The 22,658-nt window shown below is 72.9% G+C and carries 18 protein-coding genes and 1 pseudogene; 12 read left to right on the top strand and 7 right to left on the bottom strand.

What is annotated here, in order from left to right:
• Positions 1–118 precede the first annotated feature (118 nt).
• Entirely contained in the window at positions 119–577 is a 459-nt protein-coding gene (locus ACIO1C_RS19025; RefSeq protein ID WP_401864816.1) for a hypothetical protein, read from the bottom strand.
• A gap of 134 nt (positions 578–711) precedes the next feature.
• On the opposite strand from ACIO1C_RS19025, the gene ACIO1C_RS19020 reads away from it, so the two are divergent.
• On the top strand, positions 712–2,058 hold the full coding sequence (locus ACIO1C_RS19020) for an SWIM zinc finger family protein (RefSeq protein WP_401864813.1): 1,347 nt from the start codon (positions 712–714) through the stop codon (positions 2,056–2,058).
• 386 nt (positions 2,059–2,444) lie between these two features.
• Positions 2,445–4,208 carry a DUF5691 domain-containing protein gene (locus ACIO1C_RS19015; protein ID WP_401864810.1) on the top strand — a complete coding sequence of 588 codons (1,764 nt, stop codon included), beginning with the start codon at positions 2,445–2,447 and terminating at the stop codon, positions 4,206–4,208.
• 1,661 nt (positions 4,209–5,869) lie between these two features.
• Here ACIO1C_RS19015 and ACIO1C_RS19010 read toward each other — a convergent pair.
• Complete coding sequence (locus ACIO1C_RS19010; RefSeq protein WP_401864807.1) at positions 5,870–6,283, bottom strand: cobalamin B12-binding domain-containing protein; 414 nt, start codon at positions 6,281–6,283, stop codon at positions 5,870–5,872.
• A gap of 169 nt (positions 6,284–6,452) precedes the next feature.
• Here ACIO1C_RS19010 and ACIO1C_RS19005 point away from each other — a divergent pair, with 169 nt between their 5' ends.
• A complete protein-coding gene (locus ACIO1C_RS19005) occupies positions 6,453–7,343 on the top strand; it encodes an esterase/lipase family protein (RefSeq protein ID WP_401864805.1) in 891 nt (296 codons plus the stop codon).
• Between the two features lie 298 nt (positions 7,344–7,641).
• Complete coding sequence (locus ACIO1C_RS19000; protein ID WP_401864803.1) at positions 7,642–9,288, top strand: peptidoglycan DD-metalloendopeptidase family protein; 1,647 nt, start codon at positions 7,642–7,644, stop codon at positions 9,286–9,288.
• Between the two features lie 123 nt (positions 9,289–9,411).
• Here the strand turns inward: ACIO1C_RS19000 and ACIO1C_RS18995 are convergent, their stop codons facing one another.
• Positions 9,412–11,967, bottom strand: coding sequence for an ATP-dependent DNA helicase (locus ACIO1C_RS18995; RefSeq protein ID WP_401864800.1), 2,556 nt, complete (start codon positions 11,965–11,967; stop codon positions 9,412–9,414).
• A 318-nt stretch (positions 11,968–12,285) separates the two neighbouring features.
• Between ACIO1C_RS18995 and ACIO1C_RS18990 the strand changes: the two genes are divergently transcribed.
• A complete protein-coding gene (locus tag ACIO1C_RS18990) occupies positions 12,286–13,773 on the top strand; it encodes an NlpC/P60 family protein (protein WP_401864798.1) in 1,488 nt (495 codons plus the stop codon).
• A gap of 122 nt (positions 13,774–13,895) precedes the next feature.
• Entirely contained in the window at positions 13,896–14,741 is an 846-nt protein-coding gene (locus ACIO1C_RS18985; RefSeq protein ID WP_401864795.1) for an ABC transporter ATP-binding protein, read from the top strand.
• Here ACIO1C_RS18985 and ACIO1C_RS18980 read toward each other — a convergent pair.
• Positions 14,738–14,860 (bottom strand): hypothetical protein, encoded by a 123-nt coding sequence (locus ACIO1C_RS18980; RefSeq protein ID WP_401864792.1) that lies wholly within the window; start codon positions 14,858–14,860, stop codon positions 14,738–14,740. The two genes, ACIO1C_RS18985 and ACIO1C_RS18980, sit on opposite strands and share 4 nt — an antisense overlap.
• On the opposite strand from ACIO1C_RS18980, the pseudogene ACIO1C_RS18975 reads away from it, so the two are divergent.
• From ACIO1C_RS18975 to ACIO1C_RS18960, 4 genes and pseudogenes are all read left to right on the top strand, one after another.
• Positions 14,820–15,293, top strand: a pseudogene (locus ACIO1C_RS18975) (ABC transporter permease); the annotation flags it as partial. The gene ACIO1C_RS18980 and the pseudogene ACIO1C_RS18975 sit on opposite strands and share 41 nt — an antisense overlap.
• Positions 15,294–15,384: 91 nt before the next feature.
• On the top strand, positions 15,385–16,143 hold the full coding sequence (locus ACIO1C_RS18970; RefSeq protein ID WP_401864789.1) for a MerR family transcriptional regulator: 759 nt from the start codon (positions 15,385–15,387) through the stop codon (positions 16,141–16,143).
• Between the two features lie 320 nt (positions 16,144–16,463).
• On the top strand, positions 16,464–17,579 hold the full coding sequence (locus ACIO1C_RS18965) for an NlpC/P60 family protein (protein WP_401864787.1): 1,116 nt from the start codon (positions 16,464–16,466) through the stop codon (positions 17,577–17,579).
• Positions 17,580–17,793: 214 nt separating this feature from the next.
• Positions 17,794–18,159 carry a hypothetical protein gene (locus ACIO1C_RS18960; RefSeq protein ID WP_401864784.1) on the top strand — a complete coding sequence of 122 codons (366 nt, stop codon included), beginning with the start codon at positions 17,794–17,796 and terminating at the stop codon, positions 18,157–18,159.
• 34 nt (positions 18,160–18,193) lie between these two features.
• Here ACIO1C_RS18960 and ACIO1C_RS18955 read toward each other — a convergent pair whose 3' ends face one another.
• Together ACIO1C_RS18955 and ACIO1C_RS18950 are read right to left on the bottom strand one after the other, a co-directional pair.
• The gene (locus tag ACIO1C_RS18955) at positions 18,194–18,925 is read right to left on the bottom strand and encodes a LuxR C-terminal-related transcriptional regulator (protein WP_401864782.1); all 732 of its coding nucleotides are present in this window, start codon (positions 18,923–18,925) and stop codon (positions 18,194–18,196) included.
• An 80-nt stretch (positions 18,926–19,005) separates the two neighbouring features.
• A complete protein-coding gene (locus ACIO1C_RS18950; protein ID WP_401865095.1) occupies positions 19,006–20,304 on the bottom strand; it encodes a PspC domain-containing protein in 1,299 nt (432 codons plus the stop codon).
• 187 nt (positions 20,305–20,491) lie between these two features.
• On the opposite strand from ACIO1C_RS18950, the gene ACIO1C_RS18945 reads away from it, so the two are divergent.
• Positions 20,492–21,880, top strand: a complete 1,389-nt coding sequence (locus ACIO1C_RS18945) for a PspC domain-containing protein (protein WP_401864779.1) — start codon at positions 20,492–20,494, stop codon at positions 21,878–21,880.
• On the top strand, positions 21,867–22,154 hold the full coding sequence (locus tag ACIO1C_RS18940; protein ID WP_401864776.1) for a hypothetical protein: 288 nt from the start codon (positions 21,867–21,869) through the stop codon (positions 22,152–22,154). Before ACIO1C_RS18945 ends, ACIO1C_RS18940 begins: the two co-directional genes overlap by 14 nt.
• On the opposite strand, the gene ACIO1C_RS18935 is transcribed toward ACIO1C_RS18940, so the two are convergent.
• Positions 22,061–22,603 (bottom strand): DoxX family protein, encoded by a 543-nt coding sequence (locus ACIO1C_RS18935; RefSeq protein WP_202532199.1) that lies wholly within the window; start codon positions 22,601–22,603, stop codon positions 22,061–22,063. The two genes, ACIO1C_RS18940 and ACIO1C_RS18935, sit on opposite strands and share 94 nt — an antisense overlap.
• Positions 22,604–22,658: the final 55 nt, after the last annotated feature.

Raw genomic sequence — 22,658 nt, 5'->3', positions numbered from 1 at the left:
GGATCCCCCTCCAGATCGATGGACCGGGTGTGGGTTCCACCGTGCACCACGGCACTGACAATCGAGGGTCGCCGCTGGTCATTGCTGGTCAGAGGGGTAACGGCCGCCTACCGCAGGGTCACTGCACGATCGGCGAGACCGCGATGCAGCCGCCGGCCGCGACGGTGCCCGCTCCCTCGGCCTCCTTGATGACCTTGCCCTTGTAGGTGATCGTGCACTTCACCTCGGCGCCGGCCACCTCCAGCGCGATCGGCATGACGCCGGGCGGCATGATGCCCTTGAGCGTGACCGTCTTCTTCCACGGCAGGGTGGGTTTGTCGACCGTCTCGATCTTGGGCTCGGTCGCCGTGCCGCCACTCGCGTGGTAATCGATCGAGTCGACGTCCGTGCCGGTCACTTCGTACGTGACCTGGTACTCCTGGTTGATGGCCTTGTCGACCTCGTCGGTGACCGCCTTGTCCACCTCGTCGGTGACGGCCTTGTCCACCCGGTCCGCGGCCTCGGAGCAGGCGCCGAGGCCGAACGCGAGGCCGGTCACGGCGGCGGTGGTGACAAGGGCGCGGACGGTGCGGTTCATCAAGGGTCCCCCTGGTGGGCCTGGGTCGTGCGGAGCCACCACGATAGCAAAGAGAAGGCAAAGCACGGATGCTTCCCGGCTTACGAATCCGCAGGTCAGACGGATTGTCAGTGGGGGGTTCTACCGTCGTACACATGAATAAAGCGGGGGTGCGCTGGACGACGGAACAGGTGCTGGCTCTGGCTCCTGACGACTCATCACGCAAGGCGGGCAACAAGCTGGGCACGGCCGGGCCGTGGTCGGAGGCGGGGAGCAGCGCCGCGGGGGCGGTGTGGGGCCTGTGCAAGGGCAGCGGCAGCAAGCCGTACCGGACGGTGGTGGACACCACGGGCCCCGCGTACAAGTGCAGTTGCCCGAGCAGGAAGTTCCCGTGCAAGCACGCGCTCGGGCTGCTGCTGCTCCGGGCGGCGGACGAGACGGCCGTGGCGGAGGCCGAGGCGCCGGACTGGGCGCGGGAGTGGCTCGACGCCCGGGGGAAGCGGAGCGGCGACGAGGGGAGCCCTGCCGGAGGCGGGGCGGCGCAGGCCGCCGATCCGGAGGCGGCGCGGCGCAGGGCGGAGCGCCGGGCGGGGCGGATCACGGCGGGGGCGGTGGAGTTGGAGCGGCGGCTGGCGGATCTGCTGCGGGGCGGTCTCGCCCCGGCGGAGCAGGCGGGGTACGGGCTGTGGGAGGAGACGGCGGCCCGGATGGTCGACGCGCAGGCGCCCGGTCTGGCGGGCCGGGTGCGGGAGTTGGGCGCGATCCCCGGATCGGGCCCCGGCTGGCCGGCGCGACTGCTGGAGGAGTCGTCGCTGCTGCATCTGCTGAACGTGGGCTGGCTGGGCCTCGACGGGGTGCCGGAGCCTCTGGCCACGACGGTCCGTACCCGGATCGGTCTCCCGTCGCCGTCGTCCGGCGCGCCGGTGCGGGACCACTGGCTGGTCCTGGCGCAGTACGACACCTCGGACGGCAAGGTCGTCACCCGCCGCGTCTGGCTCCACGGCCGGGGCTCCGGGCGCTGGGCGCTGGTCCTGTCCTTCGGGGCGGCGGGCAGGTCCCCGCAGTTGTCCCTGCCGGTGGGCGCGGTGCTGGACGCGGAGGTCACGCCGCACGGGGGCGCGGGTCAGCTGCGCGCCGACTGGGGCGAGCAGTTCGGCGCGCCGGCGCCGGTGGACGGGCCGCCGCCCGGCGGCTCCACGTCCGACGCGCTGGCCGCGTACGGCTCGGCGCTGCGGGAGGACCCCTGGCTGGAGTCCTGGCCGGTGACGCTGACCGGTGTCATACCCGTCCCGGACGCGGGCGGCGGCTGGCAGGTGGCCGACGCGGACGGCGAATCGGCGCTGCCCCTGGCGCCCGCGACGCTCTCACGGCCGGGCCTGTGGAAGCTGGCCGCGCTCTCCGGAGGCGGCCCCGTCACGGTCTTCGGCGAGTGCGGGCACCGGGGGTTCCACCCCTTGGCGGCGTGGTCGCCGGAGGCGACGGGGACGGTCGCGCTGACGTGACGGGGCGGGGCGGGGTCGCCGGGCGGGGCCGGGTTGCGTGACCGCGCCAGGCCGAACCTCGACCGCGTACGGCGATGGCTGACCCGGTCTCAGCCGGTAGGTCCTCACTGGGGCCTCGCGTCCCGCGACCCGTTTTGCCGCCGCACCGGCGGCCTCGCACCCCGCGCCACGGCTCCCGGCGGCACGGCTCCCGGCGGCACGGGCGCCTCGCAGCCGTCGCCACCGCTTCCCGCCGCAGGAGCGCGTCGCGTCCCGCGCCATGACGTCCCGCCGCACCTCACCCGGCCGATCTCCAGCCACCCACCTCACCCGTCTGAGCCCACCCCGCCCCATCCGCCACCGTCCCTTCTTGCCAAGCCCGTTCGGAGGACCCGATGGAGGACCCGATGACCGACACCCCAGCCGCCTCGGACCGTACGCACAGCGCCGCCTCGGACCGTACGAACACCGCTGCCGGCGGGGCGGCTTCGGCCGTCCCGGAGGCGCATGGGGCGCCGTGGGAGGACCTCGTCGTCTCGGCGCTGCTCGGTACGGACCGCCGTACCCCGCCCGCCGGGATCCTGGTCCCCGGCAAGGACGCGCCCACCGCGCTGCTGGACTCCGCCGCCTTCCACACCGTCCGCCGCCGGGCGGGGCTGCTTCCCGCGCGTGCGGCGGCGCGTCCCGAACCGGCGCCCCGTGACACCCGCAGGCCGCTGCCCGAGCCGGCGCGGCAGCGGCTGGTGCAGTTGCTCGCCGACCGGGCGGCGCCCGCGGGCGCGGGAGGCCGGCGCGGTACGGCGCCGGACCTCACCGAGCTGCTGCCCCAGTGGCTGGCCGCGGCGGGCGCGTACGACTACCGGGCGCCCGCCTCCGTACTGCCGGCGCTGCTCGACGCGGCGCGGGCCCGTACCGACCTGCGGCCGGGTGCCCTGAAGTTCGCCGGGCCGCGCGGGCTCTGGCTGGCGCGGCTCAATCCGGACTGGAAGTTCGCCCTGCGGGGCGCGCCGGGCGGCTCGGCGCTGCCGGACGTGCACGACCCGGAGGCCGTCGCGGCGCTCTGGCAGGAAGGCCTGTTCGTGGAGCGCGTCACCCTGCTCGGAGCCGTACGGGCGGAGGGGCCCGAGGCGGCGCTGGAGCTGTTGGCCTCGACGTGGCCGACCGAACGGGCGGAGGACCGGCTGATGTTCCTCGACTCGCTGCGTACGGGGTTGTCGGGGGCGGACGAACCGTTCCTGGAGCAGGCGCTGTCGGACCGCAGCCGCAACGTCCGCTCCACCGCGGCCGAACTGCTCTCCGCCCTGCCGCACTCCGCGCTCGCCGGCCGGATGGCGGCGCGGGCGGCGACCTGCGTGAGCCTGGACCGTACGGGGGACGGGCCGACGATCGCCGTCGAGGCGCCGCACGAATGCGACGCGGACATGCAGCGGGACGGTGTGGTGGCCGTGCCGCCCGCCGGCCGGGGCGAACGGTCCTGGTGGCTGGGCCAGTTGGTGGAGGCGGCCTCGCTCGCCGTCTGGCCTGAGCGGCTGGGGGGCCGGCCTCCGGAGGAGATCGTCACGCTCGCCGTCCAGGACGGCTGGCGGGACGAACTGCACGCGGCCTGGTGCCGGGCCGCCGTCCGCCAGCGCGACGCCCACTGGTCCCGTGTGCTCCTCGGCCCGCCCTCCGCATCGCCGGCGACCGGACCCGGTACGTCGTCCTTCGCGGAGCGGGCCAAGTTGCTGGCGACGCTGGAGGCCGGGGAGCGGGCGGAGTGGGTCGCGGCGTTCATCGCGGCGCACGGCTTGTCGGAGGCGTTCCAGCTGCTGGGCGTCTGCGCGGTGCCCTGGGCGGACCCGCTCGGCCGCGCGGTGGTCGACGCGCTGGACATAGCCCGGGAGGCGGGAAGCTACCCGTGGAGTTTCAGCGGGGTCATGGGCCTCGCCGAGCGCTGCCTGGACCCGGCCGAGGCGAGCCGCCTGGACTTGCTCACGGCCACCCCGGACGAATCCGAGACCGCGTCCCCGGGGGCGGGCGGCTACTGGTCCGAGGCGTTCCAGCGCCTGGTCTCCACGCTCCGCCTGCGCGCCACCATGCAAGCGGAGTTGACGCCGCCCCCGCCCGCCCCCGGGTCCGCAGCCACCCCGACGGACCCGCAGGACCCCACCACCGTGGCGCCGCGCGGCTGAGCCGCCTCAGCCTCACCGGCCATCGCAACCGGCGTGCAACCACGGGCTGCGGCACACCGCCAATCGGCGCCAGGGGCGCCGGGCCCGGTCGCAGGGCCGACGCCCGGCGACCACGGGCCGCAGGGCACCACCCACCGGGGCCGGGTGCGCAGGGCCGATCCCCGCGACCGCCGACCGCCGACCGCCGACGCCGGGAAGCGGGTGGCCGCGTGGCCTGGTAGCTCTGGCCAGGCGGTCCGGTGGTCCGCAGGCCGGTCGGGGAGTGGTCGGGCGTCGGTCGGCGGTCGCGACGACCGGTGGCCCCTGCGACCCCGGCCCCGATGGGGGTGCGCCACGGCGAGTGGCCGGAAAGCGGAAGCCGGTTGTGATGACCGGTGGGCCCAGTCATTCCCGGCTGCGCGGCGTGACGTGGTGGGGGCCTACGCCCTGTCGACCGGCCGGGTGGCCGGTCGTAGCGGTCCGCAGACCGGTGGGGCGTCGGTCGGCGGTCGCGGCGAGGGGGGCCCGGCGCCTCTGACTCCGATGGGTGGTGCGCCATGGCCCGTGGCTGGACGGCGGAGGCCAGTTGTGACGATCGGTGGGCCCAGTCATTCTCGGCTGCGCGGCGTGACGGTGGTTGGGGCCTGCACCCTGTCGGGTGGTGTGTGCGGTTGCCCTTCGGGCGGTGGTGGGTTGCGGCGCGCGGGGCCCGGTGGCCGGTGGCCGCCTGGCTGGGTAGCTCTGGCCACCGGCCCGCTGGCCGGTCATAGCGGTCCGGTGGGCCGCAGGCCGGTCGGGGAGTGGTCGGGCGTCGGTCGGCGGTCGCGGCGAGCGGAGCCCGGCGTCTCTGGCCCCGATAGGTGCGCCATGACCCGTGGCCGGACGGCGGAGGCCGGTTGTGGTGACCGGTGGGCTGAGGCGATCTCGGCCACCCGGCGTGGCGGTGGTGGGGCCTACGCCCTGTCGGGTGGCGTGTGCGATGGCCCGTTGGGCGGTCGCGGGTCGCTGGTCGCCGCGCGTGGAAGCCTGCGGCCCAGCGGCCCGTAGGCCTGTCGGGAGTGGCGGGTGGTCTGACGCCGGTCGCCAGTCGCCGGTCGCGACCCGCGACCGCCCAAGTCCTGCTTCTGCGGGAGCGCGTCGGCGCCGGCCCGCAGCCGGGCCAGGACGTCGACAAAGCCGCCCGCCACGGCGGGCCGCCAGCGACCACGACCGCCCGTCGGCCACCGGGCCCGTACGACCGCCCACCGGACCGCCGCCCCCGGTAGTTGCCAACGGCGTCCGGCCACCGGCCGGAGCGTCGGGCCCACGGGGGCACCAGCTCCTGGGCGTCGCGGCCGGCGGCCGGTCGGCCGCACCGCGCCACCGGACACCGGCCGGCGGCCCTCGCCCGTCTCCGCCCACCGGGCCGCTGGGCATCGCACCCGGCGTCCATCCACCGGGCCACCGGGCCACCGATCTACGGGTCTACGGGGCTACGGGCTACGGGGCTACGGGGCTACGGGACGACCGAGCCCCAGTCCTACCGGCCGTCGCGACCAACGTCCCACCACCGGGCCACGGGCCACCGGGCCACCGGCCAATGCGACTGGCGTCCCCGCCGGCCACCAGGCCACCGGGCCCATGCCACCGGCGGCCCCGCCAGCCCCGCGCCGCCGACACCCCTACCCCCGCCCGACAGGGCGTCACGCCCCCGTCGGCTGGCGGACGTTCGCGTTGACCCAGTCCACGATCGCCGTGGTCGTCGCGCCCGGTGTGAAGATTTCCGCCACGCCCTTTTCCTTCAGGGGGCCGATGTCCGCCTCCGGGATGATGCCGCCGCCGAAGACCTTGATGTCCAGCGCGTCCCGTTCCCCCAGCAGGTCGATGACCTTCGCGAAGAGGGTGTTGTGGGCGCCCGAGAGGATGGACAGGCCGATCGCGTCGGCGTCCTCCTGGATCGCGGTGTCCACGATCTGTTCGGGGGTCTGGTGGAGCCCGGTGTAGATGACTTCCATGCCGGCGTCGCGCAGCGCACGCGCGATCACCTTGGCCCCGCGATCGTGTCCGTCGAGACCCGGCTTGGCCACCACCACGCGGATCGGATCGGTCACACCCATCACTGCCTCCACAACCGACTGTGCCGTCATTGGCACGGGTCCCCGCGGCCGCCAAGGCCCGGAGTAGTGAACGAACGTTATCCCCAGCATCCCGCACCCGGCCGTTTCGCGAAGGCCCGCGAGGGGGAAATCACAGGTGGGGCCCCGCGCGTCGTTCGGGAGGTCGGCCATGAGGGTGTTGCCTTTCTCCTTGCCGCTCGGGCCGCTGGGGCCGCTCGGACCACTCGGATCGCTCCGGTCACTGCCGCAGATCCCCTTCCAGCCCTTGCTGCGGGCCCTCACCCTCGACCTGGCCATCCTCACCGGGCATCTGATCCTGTACCCGACCGGAATCGCCCAGGAGCGCCGCGCCGCCGACCTGACGCCCGGGACCACACAGCTCCCCACCGAGGGCCGCTCGCGGCCCCCCGTCGTGATGCTGCACGGCTTCATCGACAACCGCTCGGTCTTCCTCCTCCTGCGCCGTTCCCTCTCGCGGCACGGCTGGCGCCACCTCGTCTCGCTCAACTACTCGCCGCTGACCTGCGACGTCCGGGCCGCCGCCGAGCTGCTCGGCCGGCACGTCGAGGAGATCTGCGCCCGCACGGGGCACGCCCAGGTCGACGTCATCGGACACAGCCTCGGCGGCCTGATCGCCCGCTACTACGCGCAGTGCCTGGGCGGCGACACACGGATACGGACGCTGGTCACCCTGGGCACCCCGCACGAGGGCACGGCCGTGGCGCCCCTCATGAGCGCCCACCCCGTCGTACGGCAGATGCGGCCGGGCTCGCCCCTGATCGAGGAGCTGCGGCGGCCGGCCCCGGGCTGCCGTACCCGGTTCGTCAGCTTCTGGAGCGACCTCGACCAGCTGATGACACCGATCGGCGCGGCCCGCCTCGCCCATCCCGACCTCCTCAGCCGGAACGTCCGCGTCACCGGCGTCGGCCATCTCGCCCTGCCCGTCCACCCGGCGGTCGTGTCCGGCATCCGACACGCCCTGGAGTCGGACGAGTTCGAAGCGGGGGCGAAAGCCAACCGGGCGTCGGGCGGTCAGGACGGCGACTCGTCCGTCGCCTGAGGCGAGGCGTGGGCGGGAAGCGGGAAGCGGCGAGCGGCGAGCGGCGAGCGAACGCGGTCAGGAAGCCGCCGCGTTCCCCGTTTTTCTCGAACACCCCTCGAACGTAGGGCCAAAGCTGTGCCCGCCCTCCCCCGAAACACGGCCGAATGCCCGTTTCCGCGAAACCTAAAACTTGCCGAAGATTGTCGGCGTCGCATACCGCCGGGTACAGTCGCGGCCATTGCTTTGCTCCGGGATTCCGACGCACCATCAGGGCCGGCCCCCGGAAGGTTCTGCTGCCGAGGCGAGAGAGAAGTTGGTGAACGACCAGCACACCAACGCCGGGTACACCACGCACGACGGGTACCAGAACGGCAGCTTCCAGACCGACCCTCTCTTCGGCAACCTGCCGGGCGGTTACGAAACCCCCCAGGCCACCGGCGAGTACGACGGCACCCAGTGGGACTCGGGTGCCCACCAGACGGTCGGTACGGCCGGAGTCGGCACGGTCACGTACGACGCCTACGCGGCGCCGCAGTACGACACCACGGGACAGTGGGACGCGGACGCCTGGAACCAGGCGAATCCGCCGGCCCAGCAGGACCCCCTGAACGGGGGCGACACCTCGGGGCAGTTCGCGACCGGGAACTTCGGTTACGACCCCCAGGGCCACCCCGCGACGGCGCAGTTCGACGTCAGCGCCTTGCAGGCCGGTCAGCCCTACGGGTACGACGCGACCGCCCAGTGGGTGGCACCCGTGTACGAGACCGGCGCGTACGACGCCACGGCGTGGAACGGGCAGGAAGCCCCGTACCAGCAGACCGAAGTCCCGTACCAGCAGACCGAAACCCAGTACCAGCAGCCTGAGACGCCGTTCCAGCAGCCTGAAGCACCGCTCCAGCAGGCAGAGACACCCTTCCAGGCCGACGAGCACTACCGGCCGGAGGCCGCGTACCAGGACGGGACGCCGTACCAGCAGCCCGAGGAGCAGTACCAGCCCGGGACCGCGTACGAGGCGGACGCCGCGTACGGCCACGACACGCCGTACAGCCCCAGCCCCGACAGCCAGGATTTCCAGGACGGCGCCGGGGACGACAGCGATCCGCTCGCGGAGTCCGCGTCCGCCCCGCACGGCGTGCACATGGAAGAGACCATGACCGCGCCCGCGATCGTCCTCACCCCGCGCCCCGTCGGCCGCCCGGCGAGCGGCGGCAACGGCAGCCGGGGCCGCCGCCGTACCCCCGCCAAGCGCTCCGCCCTCCTCACCGTCGCGGTCCCCTCCGTCTGCGTCATGGGCGTCGCGGGCATCGCCGCCGCCTCCGTCGGCGACCTCGCCGGCGAGGAGAAGCAGGACACCACGGTCTCCACCCAGGCCGCCGACGTCAGCTCCGCGAAGAAGATCGCCGCCGCCAACGCGCAGGTCGACAGCCAGGTCACGGCCATGAGCGCCGACGCCCGCGACTTCGGCGACCGCGCCAGCCGTACGCAGGAGCGCATCGACCTCGCGGCCCGGCAGGAGGCGGAGAAGCAGAAACGCCTGGAGGATGCGGCGCGCAAGGAAGCGGCGCGGCCCAAGTTCGCCCTCCCCGTGTCGCAGCACGGACTGAGCGCCTACTTCGGCCAGGCCGGCGTCAACTGGATGTCCGTGCACACCGGGATCGACTTCCCCGTCGCGTACGGCACGCCGGTGATGGCCGCGACGGACGGCACGGTCCGCACGCAGTACAACTCGGCCTACGGGAACATGGCCATCGTGACCTCCCCCGACGGTACGGAGACGTGGTACTGCCACCTCAGCAGTACGAAGTTCCGCTCCGGCACCGTCAAGGCGGGCGACGTCATCGCCTACTCGGGGAACTCGGGCAACTCCACCGGCCCCCACCTGCACTTCGAGGTACGGCCCGGTGGCGGCGCGGCGATCAACCCGCTGCCCTGGCTCCAGAGCCACGGCCTCAACCCGCAGTAGAGCGGTAGAGCACGAGAGCGTCAGAGAGTCAGAGCGGACAAGCAGTAGGTCATGAGCCCCGCGCCCAACCCCGACGGGGTCAGGCGCGGGGCTCTCCTCGCCCCTACAGCCCGCTACCGCCCCCTACAGCTTCTCGACCGGTGCGTACCTCAGCAGCAGCCTCTTGGGCTTCTCGTCCCCGAAGTCGACCGTCGCCTGCGCGTCCGCGCCCGTCCCCGTCACCGCCATGACCGTGCCGAGCCCGAACTGGTCGTGGGTCACCCGGTCCCCCACCACCAGTGCGATCACCGGCTTGTCGGCCGTACGCCGCGTGGCGAAGCCGGACGCGCCGCCGGACCGGGAGCGCGCGGCGCCCGACGACAGCGAGGACGTGATCCCGGACGTCGGGCCCGCCGGGATCTGCGCGCCCGTCCGCTTCCACTCCAGGTGGTGTCCCGGGATCTCCTCCAGGAACCGCGACGGCGGGTTGTACGCGGGCTGCCCCCAGGCGCTCCGCATGGCGGACCGGGTCAGGTAGAGGCGCTCGCGGGCGCGCGTGATGCCCACGTACGCGAGGCGGCGCTCCTCCTCCAGCTCCTTCACCTGGCCGAGGGCCCGCATGTGCGGGAAGACGCCGTCCTCCAGGCCCGTCAGGAACACCACGGGGAATTCGAGGCCCTTGGCCGTGTGCAGCGTCATCAGCGTGATGACACCGGAGCCGTCCACATCCTCGTCGGGGATCTGGTCGGAGTCCGCGACCAGGGCCACCCGCTCCAGGAACTCCGCGAGCGTGCCGGTCGTGGCGGCCGCCGGCACACCGCCGGGCGCGTCACCGCCCGCTCCGTCACCGCCCGCTCCGTCACCCGCCGCCCCGTCACCGGCCGCCGCGTCCGCCGCCGCGGCCCCCTCGGCCTGCGCCCGCTCCTGTTCGAACTCCAGGGCCACCGCGGCCAGTTCCTGCAAGTTCTCGATCCGGGTCTCGTCCTGGGGGTCGGTCGAGGCCTGCAACTCCGCCAGGTAGCCGGTCCGTTCGAGCACGGCCTCCAGGACCGTCGCGGGTCCCGCGCCGGACTCCACGACCGTACGCAGCTCCTCCATCAGGGTGTTGAAGCGCTTGACCGCGTTCGACGAGCGGGCCGCCATGCCGTACGCCTCGTCCACGCGCCGCAGCGCCTGCGGGAAGGTGATCTTCTCCCGCAGCGAGAGCGCGTCGATCATCGCCTCCGCGCGGTCCCCGATGCCGCGCTTGGGCACGTTGAGGATCCGGCGCAGTGGCACCGTGTCCTCGGGGTTGGCCAGCACGCGCAGATAGGCCAGCACGTCGCGGACCTCCTTGCGCTCGTAGAACCGCACACCGCCGACGACCTTGTACGGCAGGCCGACCCGGATGAAGATCTCCTCGAAGACACGCGACTGCGCGTTCGTACGGTAGAAGATCGCGACGTCGCCCGCCTTGGCGTCGCCGGCGTCCGTCAGCCTGTCGATCTCCTCCGCGACGAACTGAGCCTCGTCGTGCTCGGTGTCGGCGACATAGCCGGTGATCAGGGCGCCCGCGCCCGCGTTGGTCCACAGGTTCTTGGGCCGGCGGCTCTCGTTGCGCTCGATGACCGCGTTGGCCGCGCTGAGGATCGTCTGCGTCGAGCGGTAGTTCTGCTCCAGCAGGATCGTCTTCGCGTCGGGGTAGTCCTCCTCGAACTGGAGGATGTTACGGATCGTGGCGCCCCGGAAGGCGTAGATGGACTGGTCGGCGTCACCGACCACACACAGCTCGGCGGGGTCGTCGCCCTCGCCGGAGGGGCCCACCAGCTCCCGTACAAGGGTGTACTGCGCGTGGTTCGTGTCCTGGTACTCGTCCACCAGGACGTGCCGGAAGCGCCGCCGGTAGTGCTCGGCGACGTCCGGGAACGCCTGGAGCAGGTGGACCGTGGTCATGATGATGTCGTCGAAGTCCAGCGCGTTGGCCTCGCGCAGGCGCGACTGGTACATCCGGTAGGCCTCGGCGAGCGTCTTCTCGAAGCCGCCGGCGGCCCGGTCGGCGTAGGTCTCCTCGTCGATCAGCTCGTTCTTGAGATTCGAGACCTGGGCGCTGAAGGCCTTCGGGGGATGCCGCTTCGGGTCCAGATCCAGATCACGGCAGACCAGGGCCATCAGGCGCTTGGAGTCGGCGGCGTCGTAGATCGAGAAGGACGAGGTGAACCCGAGCTTCTTGGACTCGCGCCGCAGGATCCGTACACACGCGCTGTGGAAGGTCAGCACCCACATGGCCCGCGCGCGCGGGCCGACGAGCTGCTCGACCCGCTCCTTCATCTCGCCCGCGGCCTTGTTCGTGAACGTGATGGCCAGTATCTCGCCGGGGTGCACGCTGCGGGTGCCCAGCAGGTGCGCGATCCGGTGGGTCAGGACGCGGGTCTTGCCCGATCCGGCCCCGGCCACGATGAGCAGCGGGGAACCGGTGTGCACGACGGCCGCGCGCTGTTCCTCGTTGAGCCCTTCGAGCAGCGTGGCCGGGTCCACGACCGTGCGCGGGGCACCGTCACGGTGGTACGGGTCGCGGGGCGGTGGCACGTCGAACACACCTCCGAAGAGGTCGTCGGGGATCGGCTCCGGCTGCTGCCGGTCCTGGTCCTCGGGCGGCGGCGGATGCTCGTCCCCGGAGGGCTGGAGGTCCGCCAGGAAGCTGTCGTCAAAGAGGCTGCTCATCGCCCTTCGAGTCTAGGGCCTGTCCGACCACTCGCGTCGTCGCCCGAAGGGCGGCCTCCAGGCCCTGGCGCCGCACGGACAGCGCGCGTCCGCCCGGGGGAACTCCGCCGCGTCCGGCGGTCGAACAGTCACCGAAAGTAATCGTACACTTCTCGAAAAGCGACTCGCGCCCACTTCATGCGGTCGCCGTCGCAAAGGTCACGAAAATGTATCGGGCATATCGGCCATCGTCCTTCACATGAGCGCCACACTTTGGCTAGCGTGTTTGACCAGGCACTCCGCATGTCCCTCTGCGGTCCACCGGAAGGAATGCCGATCTTGGCATCGCATCGCAAGTCCCGCGGCACCGGCGGAGTCCGTTCCACCTCCCCCGCCGTCGGGCTCACCACGGCAGCGCTGGCCTCTGTCACGCTCCTCTCGGCCCAGAGCGCCGATGCCGCGCCCTCCGCCGTGTCGCAGCCGTCCGTGGAGGACGTGCAGAAGAAGGTCGACGCGCTCTACCGCCAGGCCGGCAGCACGACGCGGCAGTACACGCAGGCCAAGGAGCCCGCGAAGACCGCGAAGACGGCCAAGTCCGCCCGGTCCAAGGAGGCGGCGGCCGAGACCACCGGGGAGACGCGGGCCGCGCGGGAGGCGCCGCGTCAGCAGCCGCGCCGCGCGGCGCCCCGCCAGGGGGACGCGATACGGCCGGCCGCGGCGATGACGTACGCCGACGGCCCCCAGGTCCCCCGGCCCGCCCCGGTCCAGCCGGCACCGACCCAGCTCGTGCCCCAGCAGCCGGTCCCACCGCAGCTCGTCCCCCCGCAGTCCGCGCCGCAGCGGCTCGTTCCCCCGCAGCCGACGCGGGCACCGCGGGCCGTACCGGCCCAGGCAGCCCCGGACCGGACGCCGGCCCGCGCGCAGGGCGCCGAGCCCCAGGCGGCGCTGCGCCTCAGCAAGCTGACCGTCCAGGAGAAGCTGGTCAGGGCCCGGACACTGCTGTCGCGGCTGGTCCTGGAGGAGACGGCACGGCTGGCCGCGCTGGAACGCGCGCAGGACGAGGAGGCGCGCCGCCTGGCGGACGTACAGGCCCAGGAAGAGGCGGCACGCCTCCGCGAGGAACAGCAGGCACAGGCACAGCTGGCCCAGCAGCTGGAGGCGCAAGCCCAACAGGCCCAGGCCCACGCACAGGCGGAAGCCCGGGCACAGGCGGAGGCCCAGGCCCAGGCCCGCGCGGCACAGGCCCAGCTGGACGCCCAGGCCCGCGCAGAGGCGCAGGAGGCCCAGGACCAGGTGCTGGCCCAGCAGGTGCAGGCGCAGCAGCTCCTGGAAGCTCAGGCGCAGGCGCAGACCCCCCTCCAGCCGCCCCTCGCCCCGCTCGCCCCCCTCCTGCCGGCCGTCCCCGCCCAGCCCGGCCCCGTCACCCTCACCACCCCCTTCGTCGCCACCCCCGCGCCCGCCCCCGACAGCACGTACGCCACCAAGGCCGCCAAGGTCCTGGCGTTCGCGCGCGCACAGATCGGGAAGCCGTACGTGTCCGGCGCCACCGGCCCCAGCTCGTACGACAGCACCGGCCTCACCCAGACCGCCTGGCGGGTCGCGGGCGTGGACCTGCCCCGTACCACCTGGGAACAGGTGGGCGCGGGCACGAACATCACCACCCAGGACCTGCTCCCCGGCGACCTGGTCTTCTTCTACGACGACATCAGCCACGTCGGGATCTACACCGGCGACGGCATGATGATCCACGCCCCCGAGCCGGGCGCCAACGTCCGCGAGGAATCGATCTACTACCTGCCCATCCACGGCAGCGTCCGCCCCGCCTGACGGAGCCCGCCGGGCTGCCGTGGCCGGCGCCGGCTTGACCTTGACGCAGGGTCAACCCTCCATCCTTCCCGCAGGAGCTTCCGCACAGTCGGGCGGAAGCTCCGCGAAGGAGGCAGATGACCATGGCGACCCAATCGATCGCCGCTCCGGCGATTCGCGTGCGGGGTCTGGAGAAGTCGTACGGGGAACTCGACGTGCTGCGCGGCGTGGACTTCGACGTGGCGCGGGGCATCATCTTCGCCCTGCTCGGCTCCAACGGGGCGGGCAAGACCACGACCGTGAGGATCCTCGCCACGCTCCTGAAGGCCGACGCGGGGACGGCCGACGTCCATGGCTTCGACGTGGCCGTACAACCGGCGCGGGTGCGGGAATCCATCAGTCTCACCGGGCAGTTCGCGGCCGTCGACGAGATCCTGAGTGGCCGGGAGAACCTCGTGCTCGTCGCCCGGCTGCGCCACCTCAAGGACCCGGGCACGATCGCGGACGACCTGCTGAGGCGTTTCTCGCTGACCGACGCCGGCCCGCGGAAGGTGTCCACGTACTCAGGTGGGATGCGCCGCCGGCTGGACATCGCGATGAGCCTCATCGGGGAGCCGTCGGTGATCTTCCTGGACGAGCCGACGGCTGGGCTCGATCCCGAGGCGCGCATCGAGGTGTGGGGCGCCGTCAAGGAACTCGCCGGCCAGGGCACGACCGTGCTGCTCACCACGCAGTATCTGGAGGAGGCCGAGCAGTTGGCCGATCGGATCGCGATCCTCCACCAGGGGCGGATCATCGTGAACGGCACCCTCGCCGAGCTCAAGCGGCTCTTCCCGCCCGCCACCGTCGAGTACGTCGAGAAGCAGCCGACCCTGGAGGAGATCTTCCTCGCGCTCATCGGCGGCGACAACAAGGACGACAGCAAGGACAACAACAAGAGCGGCAACAAGACCGACAGCAAGAGCGACGCCGTCGGCACGAACGGCTAGGGGGCCGACATGACCGCGTACTTCTTCGTCGACACCGCTGTTCTCACGGGGCGGACCCTGCGCCATGTCACACGCAGCATGGACACCGTCATCACGACCGTCATCACGCCGGTCGCCATGATGCTGATGTTCGTCTACGTGTTCGGCGGCGCGATCGACACCGGGTCGGTTTCGTACGTGACGTACCTGCTGCCCGGCATCCTGCTGATCACCATCGCGTCAGGCATCTCCTACACCGCCTACCGGCTCTTCACCGACATGAAGAGCGGAATCTTCGAGCGGTTCCAGTCCATGCCGATCGCACGGTCGGGTGTGCTGTGGGCACACGTCCTCACCTCTCTGGTCGCCAACCTGATCTCGCTCGTGATCGTCGTGGGCGTCGCGCTGCTCATGGGCTTCCGCACGGGGGCCGGAGTGCTCGAATGGCTCGCGGTCGCCGGCATCCTGTTTCTGTTCACCCTGGCGCTGACCTGGATCGCCGTGATTCCCGGGCTCTCAGCGGCGTCGGTCGAAGGCGCGGGCGCGTTCGCCTACCCGCTCATCTTCCTGCCGTTCATCAGCTCGGCCTTCGTGCCCACGGAGACCATGCCAGGCCCGGTGCGCTGGTTCGCCGAGCATCAGCGGGCTCGCGGCGTACGCCGGGGTGACGGTGCGGGCGGTACGCCACTACCACCGGATCGGTCTGCTGCCGGAGCCCGAACGCGACCGGTCCGGTTACCGGACCTACGACGCCGGCGCCGTCGTGCGGCTGATCCGGATCCGCACCCTGGCCGATGCCGGCGTGCCGCTGGCCAGGGTGCAGGAACTCCTCGACGCCGGCCCGGAGAAGTTCGCCGACGGCGTGCGGGAGATCGACAAGGATCTGCGCGCCGAGATCCGGCGGCTGAAGGACACCCGCGGCCGGCTCACCCGGCTCGCCGCCGGAGAGCACCTGGCGCTCCCGCGGAGCGTCGTGGACTACCTCGACCGGGTGCGCGGGCTCGGCGTCGAGGAGCGGTACATCGAGAGGGAGCGGGACGCCTGGATCATGATCGCCGCCCAGGTGCCGGAACTGATCGACTCCGTGATCGCCAAGAAGCACGAGGAGCTGGACGACCCCGACATGGTGAAGCTCTACAGCCTTCTCAGCGGGGCACTCGACTGGTCCGCCGACGACCCCCGGATCGTCGAGGTCGCCGACATCATGGAGCGCCTGATGATTCGCGCTGTGGAGGCCGGCGAGGTGGGTGGCGACGACACCATCGACGACCAGTTCGTCGACCTGCTGGACACGACCGTGGTCGAGTCCTCGCCGAGCGCCGCGCGGCTGTTGGCGATCCTGGAGGAGCGGGGCTGGCGGGGCTGGACTCGCATCGAGCACGTGCCTGCCGACCGGCTCAACACTCAGCTGCCGCCACCGTGAAGGCCGCGACACGGGACCGCGCCACCGGGTCCGGCCGCGACACCCGCTCCTTCCGCTCTACCCGCTCCTCCCGGGCCGTCCGCTCCTCCCGAGCCGTCCGGTCCTCCCGGTCCGTCCGGTCCTGATCGAAAGAGGGGCGCGTGCAGCAGATCGTACGGACATAAAACGCTTCAAAACGTTCACCCGCTGCCAATTCCCGCCTTGCCGACACCGCGCCGTGACCTTCACCTAGCGTCCTTCTCCAGGTGGCCGACCCCCGCCACCCGGCCCGCACGGCCCCAAACGTGCGATGTTGGACCAGTAAGGAAGTGGACGCCCTCGTGGCAGCGCACCGGAAACACAAACAGCGCCCGCTCACCGGCCCCGCCGGTCGTACCGCCGCCACCCTCGCCCTGGCCGGCGCCGCGACCGCGACGGCCGGCGCCTCGGCCGGATCCGCCCACGCGGAACCGCGCCTGACGGCCGCTCAGGTCAAGTCGAAGGTCGACAGGCTCTACGAGCAGGCCGAGGCCGCCACCGAGAAGTACAACGGGGCGAAGGAGAAGGCCGACGACGCCCGCGACGCGCTGAACGAGCTGCGTGACGAGGCGAGCCGGCGGACGGAGCGGCTCAACACCTCGCGCGAGGCGCTCGGTTCGATCGCCACCGCCCAGTACCGGGCCGGCGGCCTCACCCCCACCGTGCAGCTCGCGCTCAGCTCGGACCCGGACACGTTCCTCCAGGCCGCCGCCCTCGCCGAACGGACCGCCGCGCACCAGGCCTCGACGGTCACGCGGATCCGCAAGGAGCTGGCGGCGATCGCGGAGTTACGGACCCGGGCCGATGACCGGCTGGTGGACCTCAAGGCCCGTCAGAACGAGGTGGCCGCGCAGAAGACCACCGTCCAGAAGCGCCTCACCGCCGCCGAGGACCTCCTGGAGACGCTCACCGCCCAGGAGCGCGCCCGGTACGCCGAGCAGGAGACGGCGGGACAGGGACAGGGACAGGGACAGCCGGTGCTGTACGGCACGGACGGGTCCGCGCGGGGGGACGGCGCCCCCGCCCGTGCCGACCGTTCGGCGTCCCGCCCCGCCACGAAGGCGCCGAGCAGCCGCGCCGCCGCGGCCGTCGCCTTCGCGTACGCGGCGATCGGCAAGCCGTACGTCTGGGGCGCGACCGGCCCCGGCTCCTTCGACTGCTCCGGGCTCACCCAGGCCGCCTGGCGTGCGGCAGGCGTCTCCCTCCCCCGGACCACGTACACCCAGATCAACGCGGGACAGCGTGTCCCCCGCTCCCAGCTCGCCCCCGGTGACCTGGTGTTCTTCTACTCGGGCATCAGCCACGTCGGGCTCTACATCGGCGACGGGAAGATGATCCACGCCCCCCGGACCGGCACGAACGTCCGGATCGCCCCGATCGACCAGATGCCGTTCGCCGGCGCCACCCGCCCCGTGTAGCGCGGCCCGCCAGGCCCCCCGGCACCTCCCGCCGCACCCCCGGACGCCCCGCCGTCGCCGGACTGGCCCCCGCCGGGATGCCGCTCCCCCGTCCGCGGGTCACGATGAGCGCGGATGCCCACCGGTCTGTGAGCCCATGAGCCCGTGAACCGGTCCGTGAGCCCGTGAAGGGGAAGCCGTGATACGTGTGACACGCCGAGGACGGAAAGCCGCCGTGCGGGCCACGGTCCTCGGCGTCGGCGCGCTCTTCGTCCTCGCCCCCGTGGGCGTCACCCCCCGGGGCTGTGGCGATCTCTCGGGGGGCCGCCTGTGCATCGAGGGGCCCATCGGGGGCGAGGGCGGGTTCACCACCCGGTACGTCCAGCACAACGGCGGCCCCGAACTCGCCGTACGCCTCGGCTACCAGCGCAAGGACCACCGCCTCACCGCGTTCGCGGACTGGTTCGGTACGCGGCGCACGCGCGACGGGGTCGCCGCGCTGGGCGGCCACCTCGACACCGAGCCCGGCGAATGCATCCGCGGGGTCCTGCTGGACGCGGGAGGGCGGGCATACGTCACCCAGTGGCAGTGCTCGGACTGATCGAACACAAAACCTCAGGACGCGCGGCCGGTCCTCAGACCAGCCGGCGGGCCGTCGCCCACCGCGTCAGCTCGTGCCGGTTCGACAGCTGGAGCTTGCGCAGCACCGCCGAGACGTGCGACTCCACCGTCTTCACCGAGATGAAGAGCTGCTTCGCGATCTCCTTGTACGCGTACCCCCGCGCGATCAGCCGCAGCACCTCCCGCTCCCGCTGCGTCAGCCGGTCCATGTCCTCGTCCACCGGCGGCGCGTCCGAGGACGCGAAGGCGTCCAGGACGAACCCGGCCAGCCGGGGCGAGAAGACCGCGTCGCCGTCCTGCACCCGGAAGATCGAGTCGACCAGGTCGGCACCGGTGATCGTCTTCGTGACGTAGCCGCGGGCGCCGCCCCTGATCACCCCGATGACGTCCTCCGCCGCGTCCGACACCGACAGCGCCAGGAACCGCACCGGGTTCTCGGCCGCCGCCATCAGCGGCGCGCAGCGGCGCAGCACCTCGACACCGCCGCCGCCCGGCAGGTGGACGTCGAGCAGGACGACCTCGGGGCGGGTCGCCGTGATCACGGTGACCGCCTGGTCGACGTCGGCGGCCTCGCCGACCACCTCGACACCGGTCTGTTCGGTGCGGCCGATCTCGGCCTGCACTCCGGTACGGAACATCCGGTGGTCGTCGACGAGCACCACGCGCGCGTGCCGCCCGCCGCCGCCCTCCGCCGGACCCCCCGGCGTCCCCGCGGTGCCTTCGGCCTGTACGCCTTCGCTGCTCATCGTCCCTGTCCCCTCGCCGTCGCCCTGCTTCGTGTCCTCATCCGTACGGTACGGTCCCGCCGCCGCGCCCTGTCCCCCCGTCAGTCCGCCCGCTCCATCTCCAGCTCGACCTCCGTGCCCCCGTCCGGCACCGCCCTCAGCCGCGCCGTCCCCCCGTGCCGCTGCATCCGCCCGATGATCGACTCCCGCACGCCCATCCGGTCGTCCGGCACCGCGTCCAGGTCGAATCCGGGTCCCCGGTCCCGTACGGAGAGGAAGACCGTACGCCCGTCCACCTCCGCGAAGACCTGCACCGCCCCGCCGTCGCCCCCGTACTTGGCGGCGTTGACCATGGCCTCGCGCGCGGCCTGCATCTGCGCGGCCAGCCGGTCGTCGAGCGGGCAGTCGCCGACCACAACCACCTCGATCGGGACCCCGTGGTAGTCCTCCACCTCCGCCGCCGTCCGCTTCACCGCGTCGGCGAGGGTGACCGGCTCGTCCGCCTCCTCCTTGCCCGTGCCCTCCGGGTTGTAGAGCCAGGCGCGCAGCTCGCGCTCCTGGGCGCGGGCGAGCCTGCGGACCTCGCCGGGCTCCTCCGCGTTGCGCTGGATCAGCGTGAGGGTGTGCAGGACGGAGTCGTGGACGTGCGCGGCGACCTCGGCGCGCTCCTGGGCGCGGATCCGCATCAGCCGTTCCTCGGACAGGTCCTGGGTCATCCGGACGAGCCAGGGCCCGAGGAGCAGCGCGACCCCGGCCACGACGGCGATCGCGCCGGTCAGGACGTTGCCGAGCTGGGCCGCCGCGCCCCTGACCACCATGAAGACGGCCAGTCCGAGGCCGACCAGGGCCACGCCCGCGAAGCCGCGCGCCAGTTGCAGGAGCCTGCGGCGGCGGCCGACCTCGGTCCAGCGCGCCCGGCGCGCGTTGTCGGCCTGGCGCCAGACCAGGACAACACCCGCGCCGATCAGCAGGGTGGGCCAGATGTAGCGGTCGGCGTGGTTGCGGCCCAGGTTGACGTTGCCGATGAACACTCCGGCGCCTATGAGCAACGCGATCAGCGCGAAGACCTGCCCCTTGTCGGGCTTGCGCAGCCGCCGCCGGCCGTCGGGGCTGGTCTCGAAGAGCGAGCGCGGTTCGGTCGCCGTACCGCCGACGCCGAGCGGGACGACGATCCAGAAGACCGCGTACAGCAGCGCGCCGAGTCCCTGGGCGAAGAAGAGGCCGAGGAAGACGAGCCGTACCCACACGACCGGCAGCCCCATGTGCCCGGCGAGCCCGCGGGCCACCCCGCCGAGGAGCCGGCCGTCGGCGCTGCGGTAGAGCTTGCGCGTCGGCTGGTCCTCCGGCGCGGGGGCGCGGGAGTACGAGGGCGGGGCGGAGCGGGGCGGGGCGGCCGGCATGCCTTTGATGGTCACACGGCGGCGCGGCTCCTGGCATCAGGGTCGGGTCCCTGACAGGACCCTGAGCCGACCCTGAGCCCGGAAGCGGCCCGAGCCGTACCCGGCGGAGAGACCCGCCGCGAATATCAGGGAGAGGCCAGGGTCGGGGCGGGTGGAGGCACGGGGCGCGCGCGGTCACCATGGAGCTATGACCCCGCCGCCGCCCCAGCCGCCTCCCGCGCCCCCCGAGTCCCCCCCGGGCTCTCCGGGCTCTACGGGCTCTCCGGGCGCCCAGGAGTCCCCCGGATCCCCGGAGGCCCCGGAGTCCTCCGCCACGGCGGCCGGCCCGCACCTGACCCGCAGCCCCCGCCAGAAGGTGTTCGCCGGGGTGTGCGGGGGCCTCGGGCGGTACTGCGACGTCGATCCGGTGATCTTCCGGATCGTCGTGGGGGTGCTGTCGGTGACCGGCGGTATCGGTCTGATCTTCTACGGCTTCGCCTGGCTGCTGATCCCGCAGGAGGGCGAGGAGGAGAACGAGGGCCGCAGGCTGCTGTCAGGACGGGTCGACGGCGCCTCGCTCATCGCGGTGCTGCTCGCGCTGATCGGCTGCGGGCTGTTCCTGTCGATGCTGGGCAACGGCGGGACGCTCGGCTTCGCGGCGATGCTCTCGATCGCGGTCGCCGGTTCGGCGGTCTGGTCCCGGCACCGCCGGGGGGCCGCGCCCGCCGGCGGCCCGCTCGACCCGGCGACGGTACACGCGGTGGCGGAGGCGCCGCCCGAGACCAAGGCTCCGCCGTCGCCCGGCGGTCCCTCCTGGTGGCGGGACCCGATCGTGAAGGACGGCACCACCGGTCCGGGCGGCGGCGATTATCTGTGGGGCCCGGAGGGCGCGGCCGAGGCCCCCTGGCCACCGGGGAGGCCAGGCCAGGACGCCCCGGCCCCGTCCCGCCCCGTCGGCCCCCCGGGTCCGCGCGGCATCGGCGGCGCGGTCTTCCTGCTGGCGCTGATCGCGGGCGGGCTCGGCACAGGCCTGTCCTGGAACATCCAGCCCCTCGGTACGAGCCTCCAGATCGGCCTGTCGGCGGCCCTCGCGGTCTTCGGGACGGGGCTCGCGGTGAGCGCGTTCCTGGGCCGCACCGGCCTGGGCACGCTGTTCCTCGCGGTCGTCACGGGCGGACTGCTCGCCGCGTCCGCCTCGATCCCCAAGGACATCAGCACGGAGTGGGGCCGCGAGACGTGGACACCGGCCTCGTACGGCGTCGTACAGCCCCGCTACCAGCTCGGGTCCGGGGTCGGCACACTCGATCTGGGCCGCCTCGCCGTCCCGGCCGGGCGGACGGTCCGTACGCACGCGGAGGTCGGCGCCGGGCAGTTGAAGGTGCTCGTCCCGGGCGGGGCGACCGTGGTGGTGCGGGCCGAGGCCGGGCTCGGGGACCTCAGGCTGCCGGGGCAGCCGCCGAACGACGTGGACATCTCCCTCGGCAACAAACAGAGCAGCACGCTCGCGCCGCGCGCCGGCGCGGACCCGGCCGGCACGATCGTGCTGGACGTCTATGTCGGTTTCGGACAGGTGGAGGTGACCCGTGCCGCGTCATGAGCCGAGGCCGGGACGGCGTCATGAGTTCAGGCCGGGACGGCTGGTCGCGGGCGTGACGGTGCTCGGCGCGGCCGTCGCCTACGCGGGCGACGCGGCGGGCGCCTGGCCGGTCCCGTGGTTCGCGGTCTTCCCCGTCCTCTTCTGCGGCTTCTTCGTGGCCGGGGTGGTGGCCCTGGTCGACTACCTCATGCGGCGCCGGCGGTCGGCGAGGACGGCGTCCAGCGAGAACGTGGGCGTGCCGGCGAGTACGAGCGGCAGCCAGGCCATGAGGTAGGCGAGGTCGTTGCCGTAGTAGTACGGGGTGCTCTGCCAGCTGACGGTCAGCCACAGGCTCAGCGAGATGAAGGCACCGCCGAGCGCGGCCACCCGCCCGAACAGGCCGAACAGCGTGCCCAGGCCCACGGCGAGTTCACCGAGGGCGATCGCGTAGCCGAATCCCGAGGGGCTCTTGAGGGCGAGGTCGACCAGCGCGGGTATGGCCGCGCTGTCCCGTACGCCGTGCATCATCTCGCCGACCGAACCGGCCCCGGACGCCGCGAAGAAGCCGCTGGTGGTGAGCTTGTCGATGCCCGCGTAGATGAACGTGATGCCGAGGAAGAGCCGGAGGGGCAGCAGCGCGTGCCGCGTCGCCAGCTCCTTCAGGCCGCCGGGCCGGTCACCGCCGCCTCCCGTGCCGATGCCGCCGATCCGTCCGTAGCTCTCTGTCCGGTAGTTGTGTGCCATCGCCGGTCCCGCCTCTCCCTGTCCCGCCGCCGCAGGGACGAATGTCCGTGCGCGC

Source organism: Streptomyces sp. NPDC087420 (assembly GCF_044744165.1).
In the GTDB taxonomy this organism is placed as follows: domain Bacteria; phylum Actinomycetota; class Actinomycetes; order Streptomycetales; family Streptomycetaceae; genus Streptomyces.
Note: the sequence above shows the minus strand (reverse complement) of the source record. Positions and strands in the feature narration are given on the sequence as shown.

What these genes read in the sequence shown, in the direction of transcription:
- ACIO1C_RS18995 (WP_401864800.1), bottom strand. Translation starts at nt 11,967, where the DNA reads ATGAGCAGCCTCTTTGACGACAGCTTCCTGGCGGACCTCCAGCCCTCC.
- ACIO1C_RS19005 (WP_401864805.1), top strand. Translation starts at nt 6,453, where the DNA reads ATGAGGGTGTTGCCTTTCTCCTTGCCGCTCGGGCCGCTGGGGCCGCTC.
- ACIO1C_RS19015 (WP_401864810.1), top strand. Translation starts at nt 2,445, where the DNA reads ATGACCGACACCCCAGCCGCCTCGGACCGTACGCACAGCGCCGCCTCG.
- ACIO1C_RS19020 (WP_401864813.1), top strand. Translation starts at nt 712, where the DNA reads ATGAATAAAGCGGGGGTGCGCTGGACGACGGAACAGGTGCTGGCTCTG.
- ACIO1C_RS18935 (WP_202532199.1), bottom strand. Translation starts at nt 22,603, where the DNA reads ATGGCACACAACTACCGGACAGAGAGCTACGGACGGATCGGCGGCATC.
- ACIO1C_RS18985 (WP_401864795.1), top strand. Translation starts at nt 13,896, where the DNA reads ATGGCGACCCAATCGATCGCCGCTCCGGCGATTCGCGTGCGGGGTCTG.
- ACIO1C_RS19025 (WP_401864816.1), bottom strand. Translation starts at nt 577, where the DNA reads ATGAACCGCACCGTCCGCGCCCTTGTCACCACCGCCGCCGTGACCGGC.
- ACIO1C_RS18945 (WP_401864779.1), top strand. Translation starts at nt 20,492, where the DNA reads ATGACCCCGCCGCCGCCCCAGCCGCCTCCCGCGCCCCCCGAGTCCCCC.
- ACIO1C_RS18955 (WP_401864782.1), bottom strand. Translation starts at nt 18,925, where the DNA reads ATGAGCAGCGAAGGCGTACAGGCCGAAGGCACCGCGGGGACGCCGGGG.
- ACIO1C_RS18950 (WP_401865095.1), bottom strand. Translation starts at nt 20,304, where the DNA reads ATGCCGGCCGCCCCGCCCCGCTCCGCCCCGCCCTCGTACTCCCGCGCC.
- ACIO1C_RS19010 (WP_401864807.1), bottom strand. Translation starts at nt 6,283, where the DNA reads ATGGGTGTGACCGATCCGATCCGCGTGGTGGTGGCCAAGCCGGGTCTC.
- ACIO1C_RS18980 (WP_401864792.1), bottom strand. Translation starts at nt 14,860, where the DNA reads ATGGCGACCGGCGTGATGACGGTCGTGATGACGGTGTCCATGCTGCGT.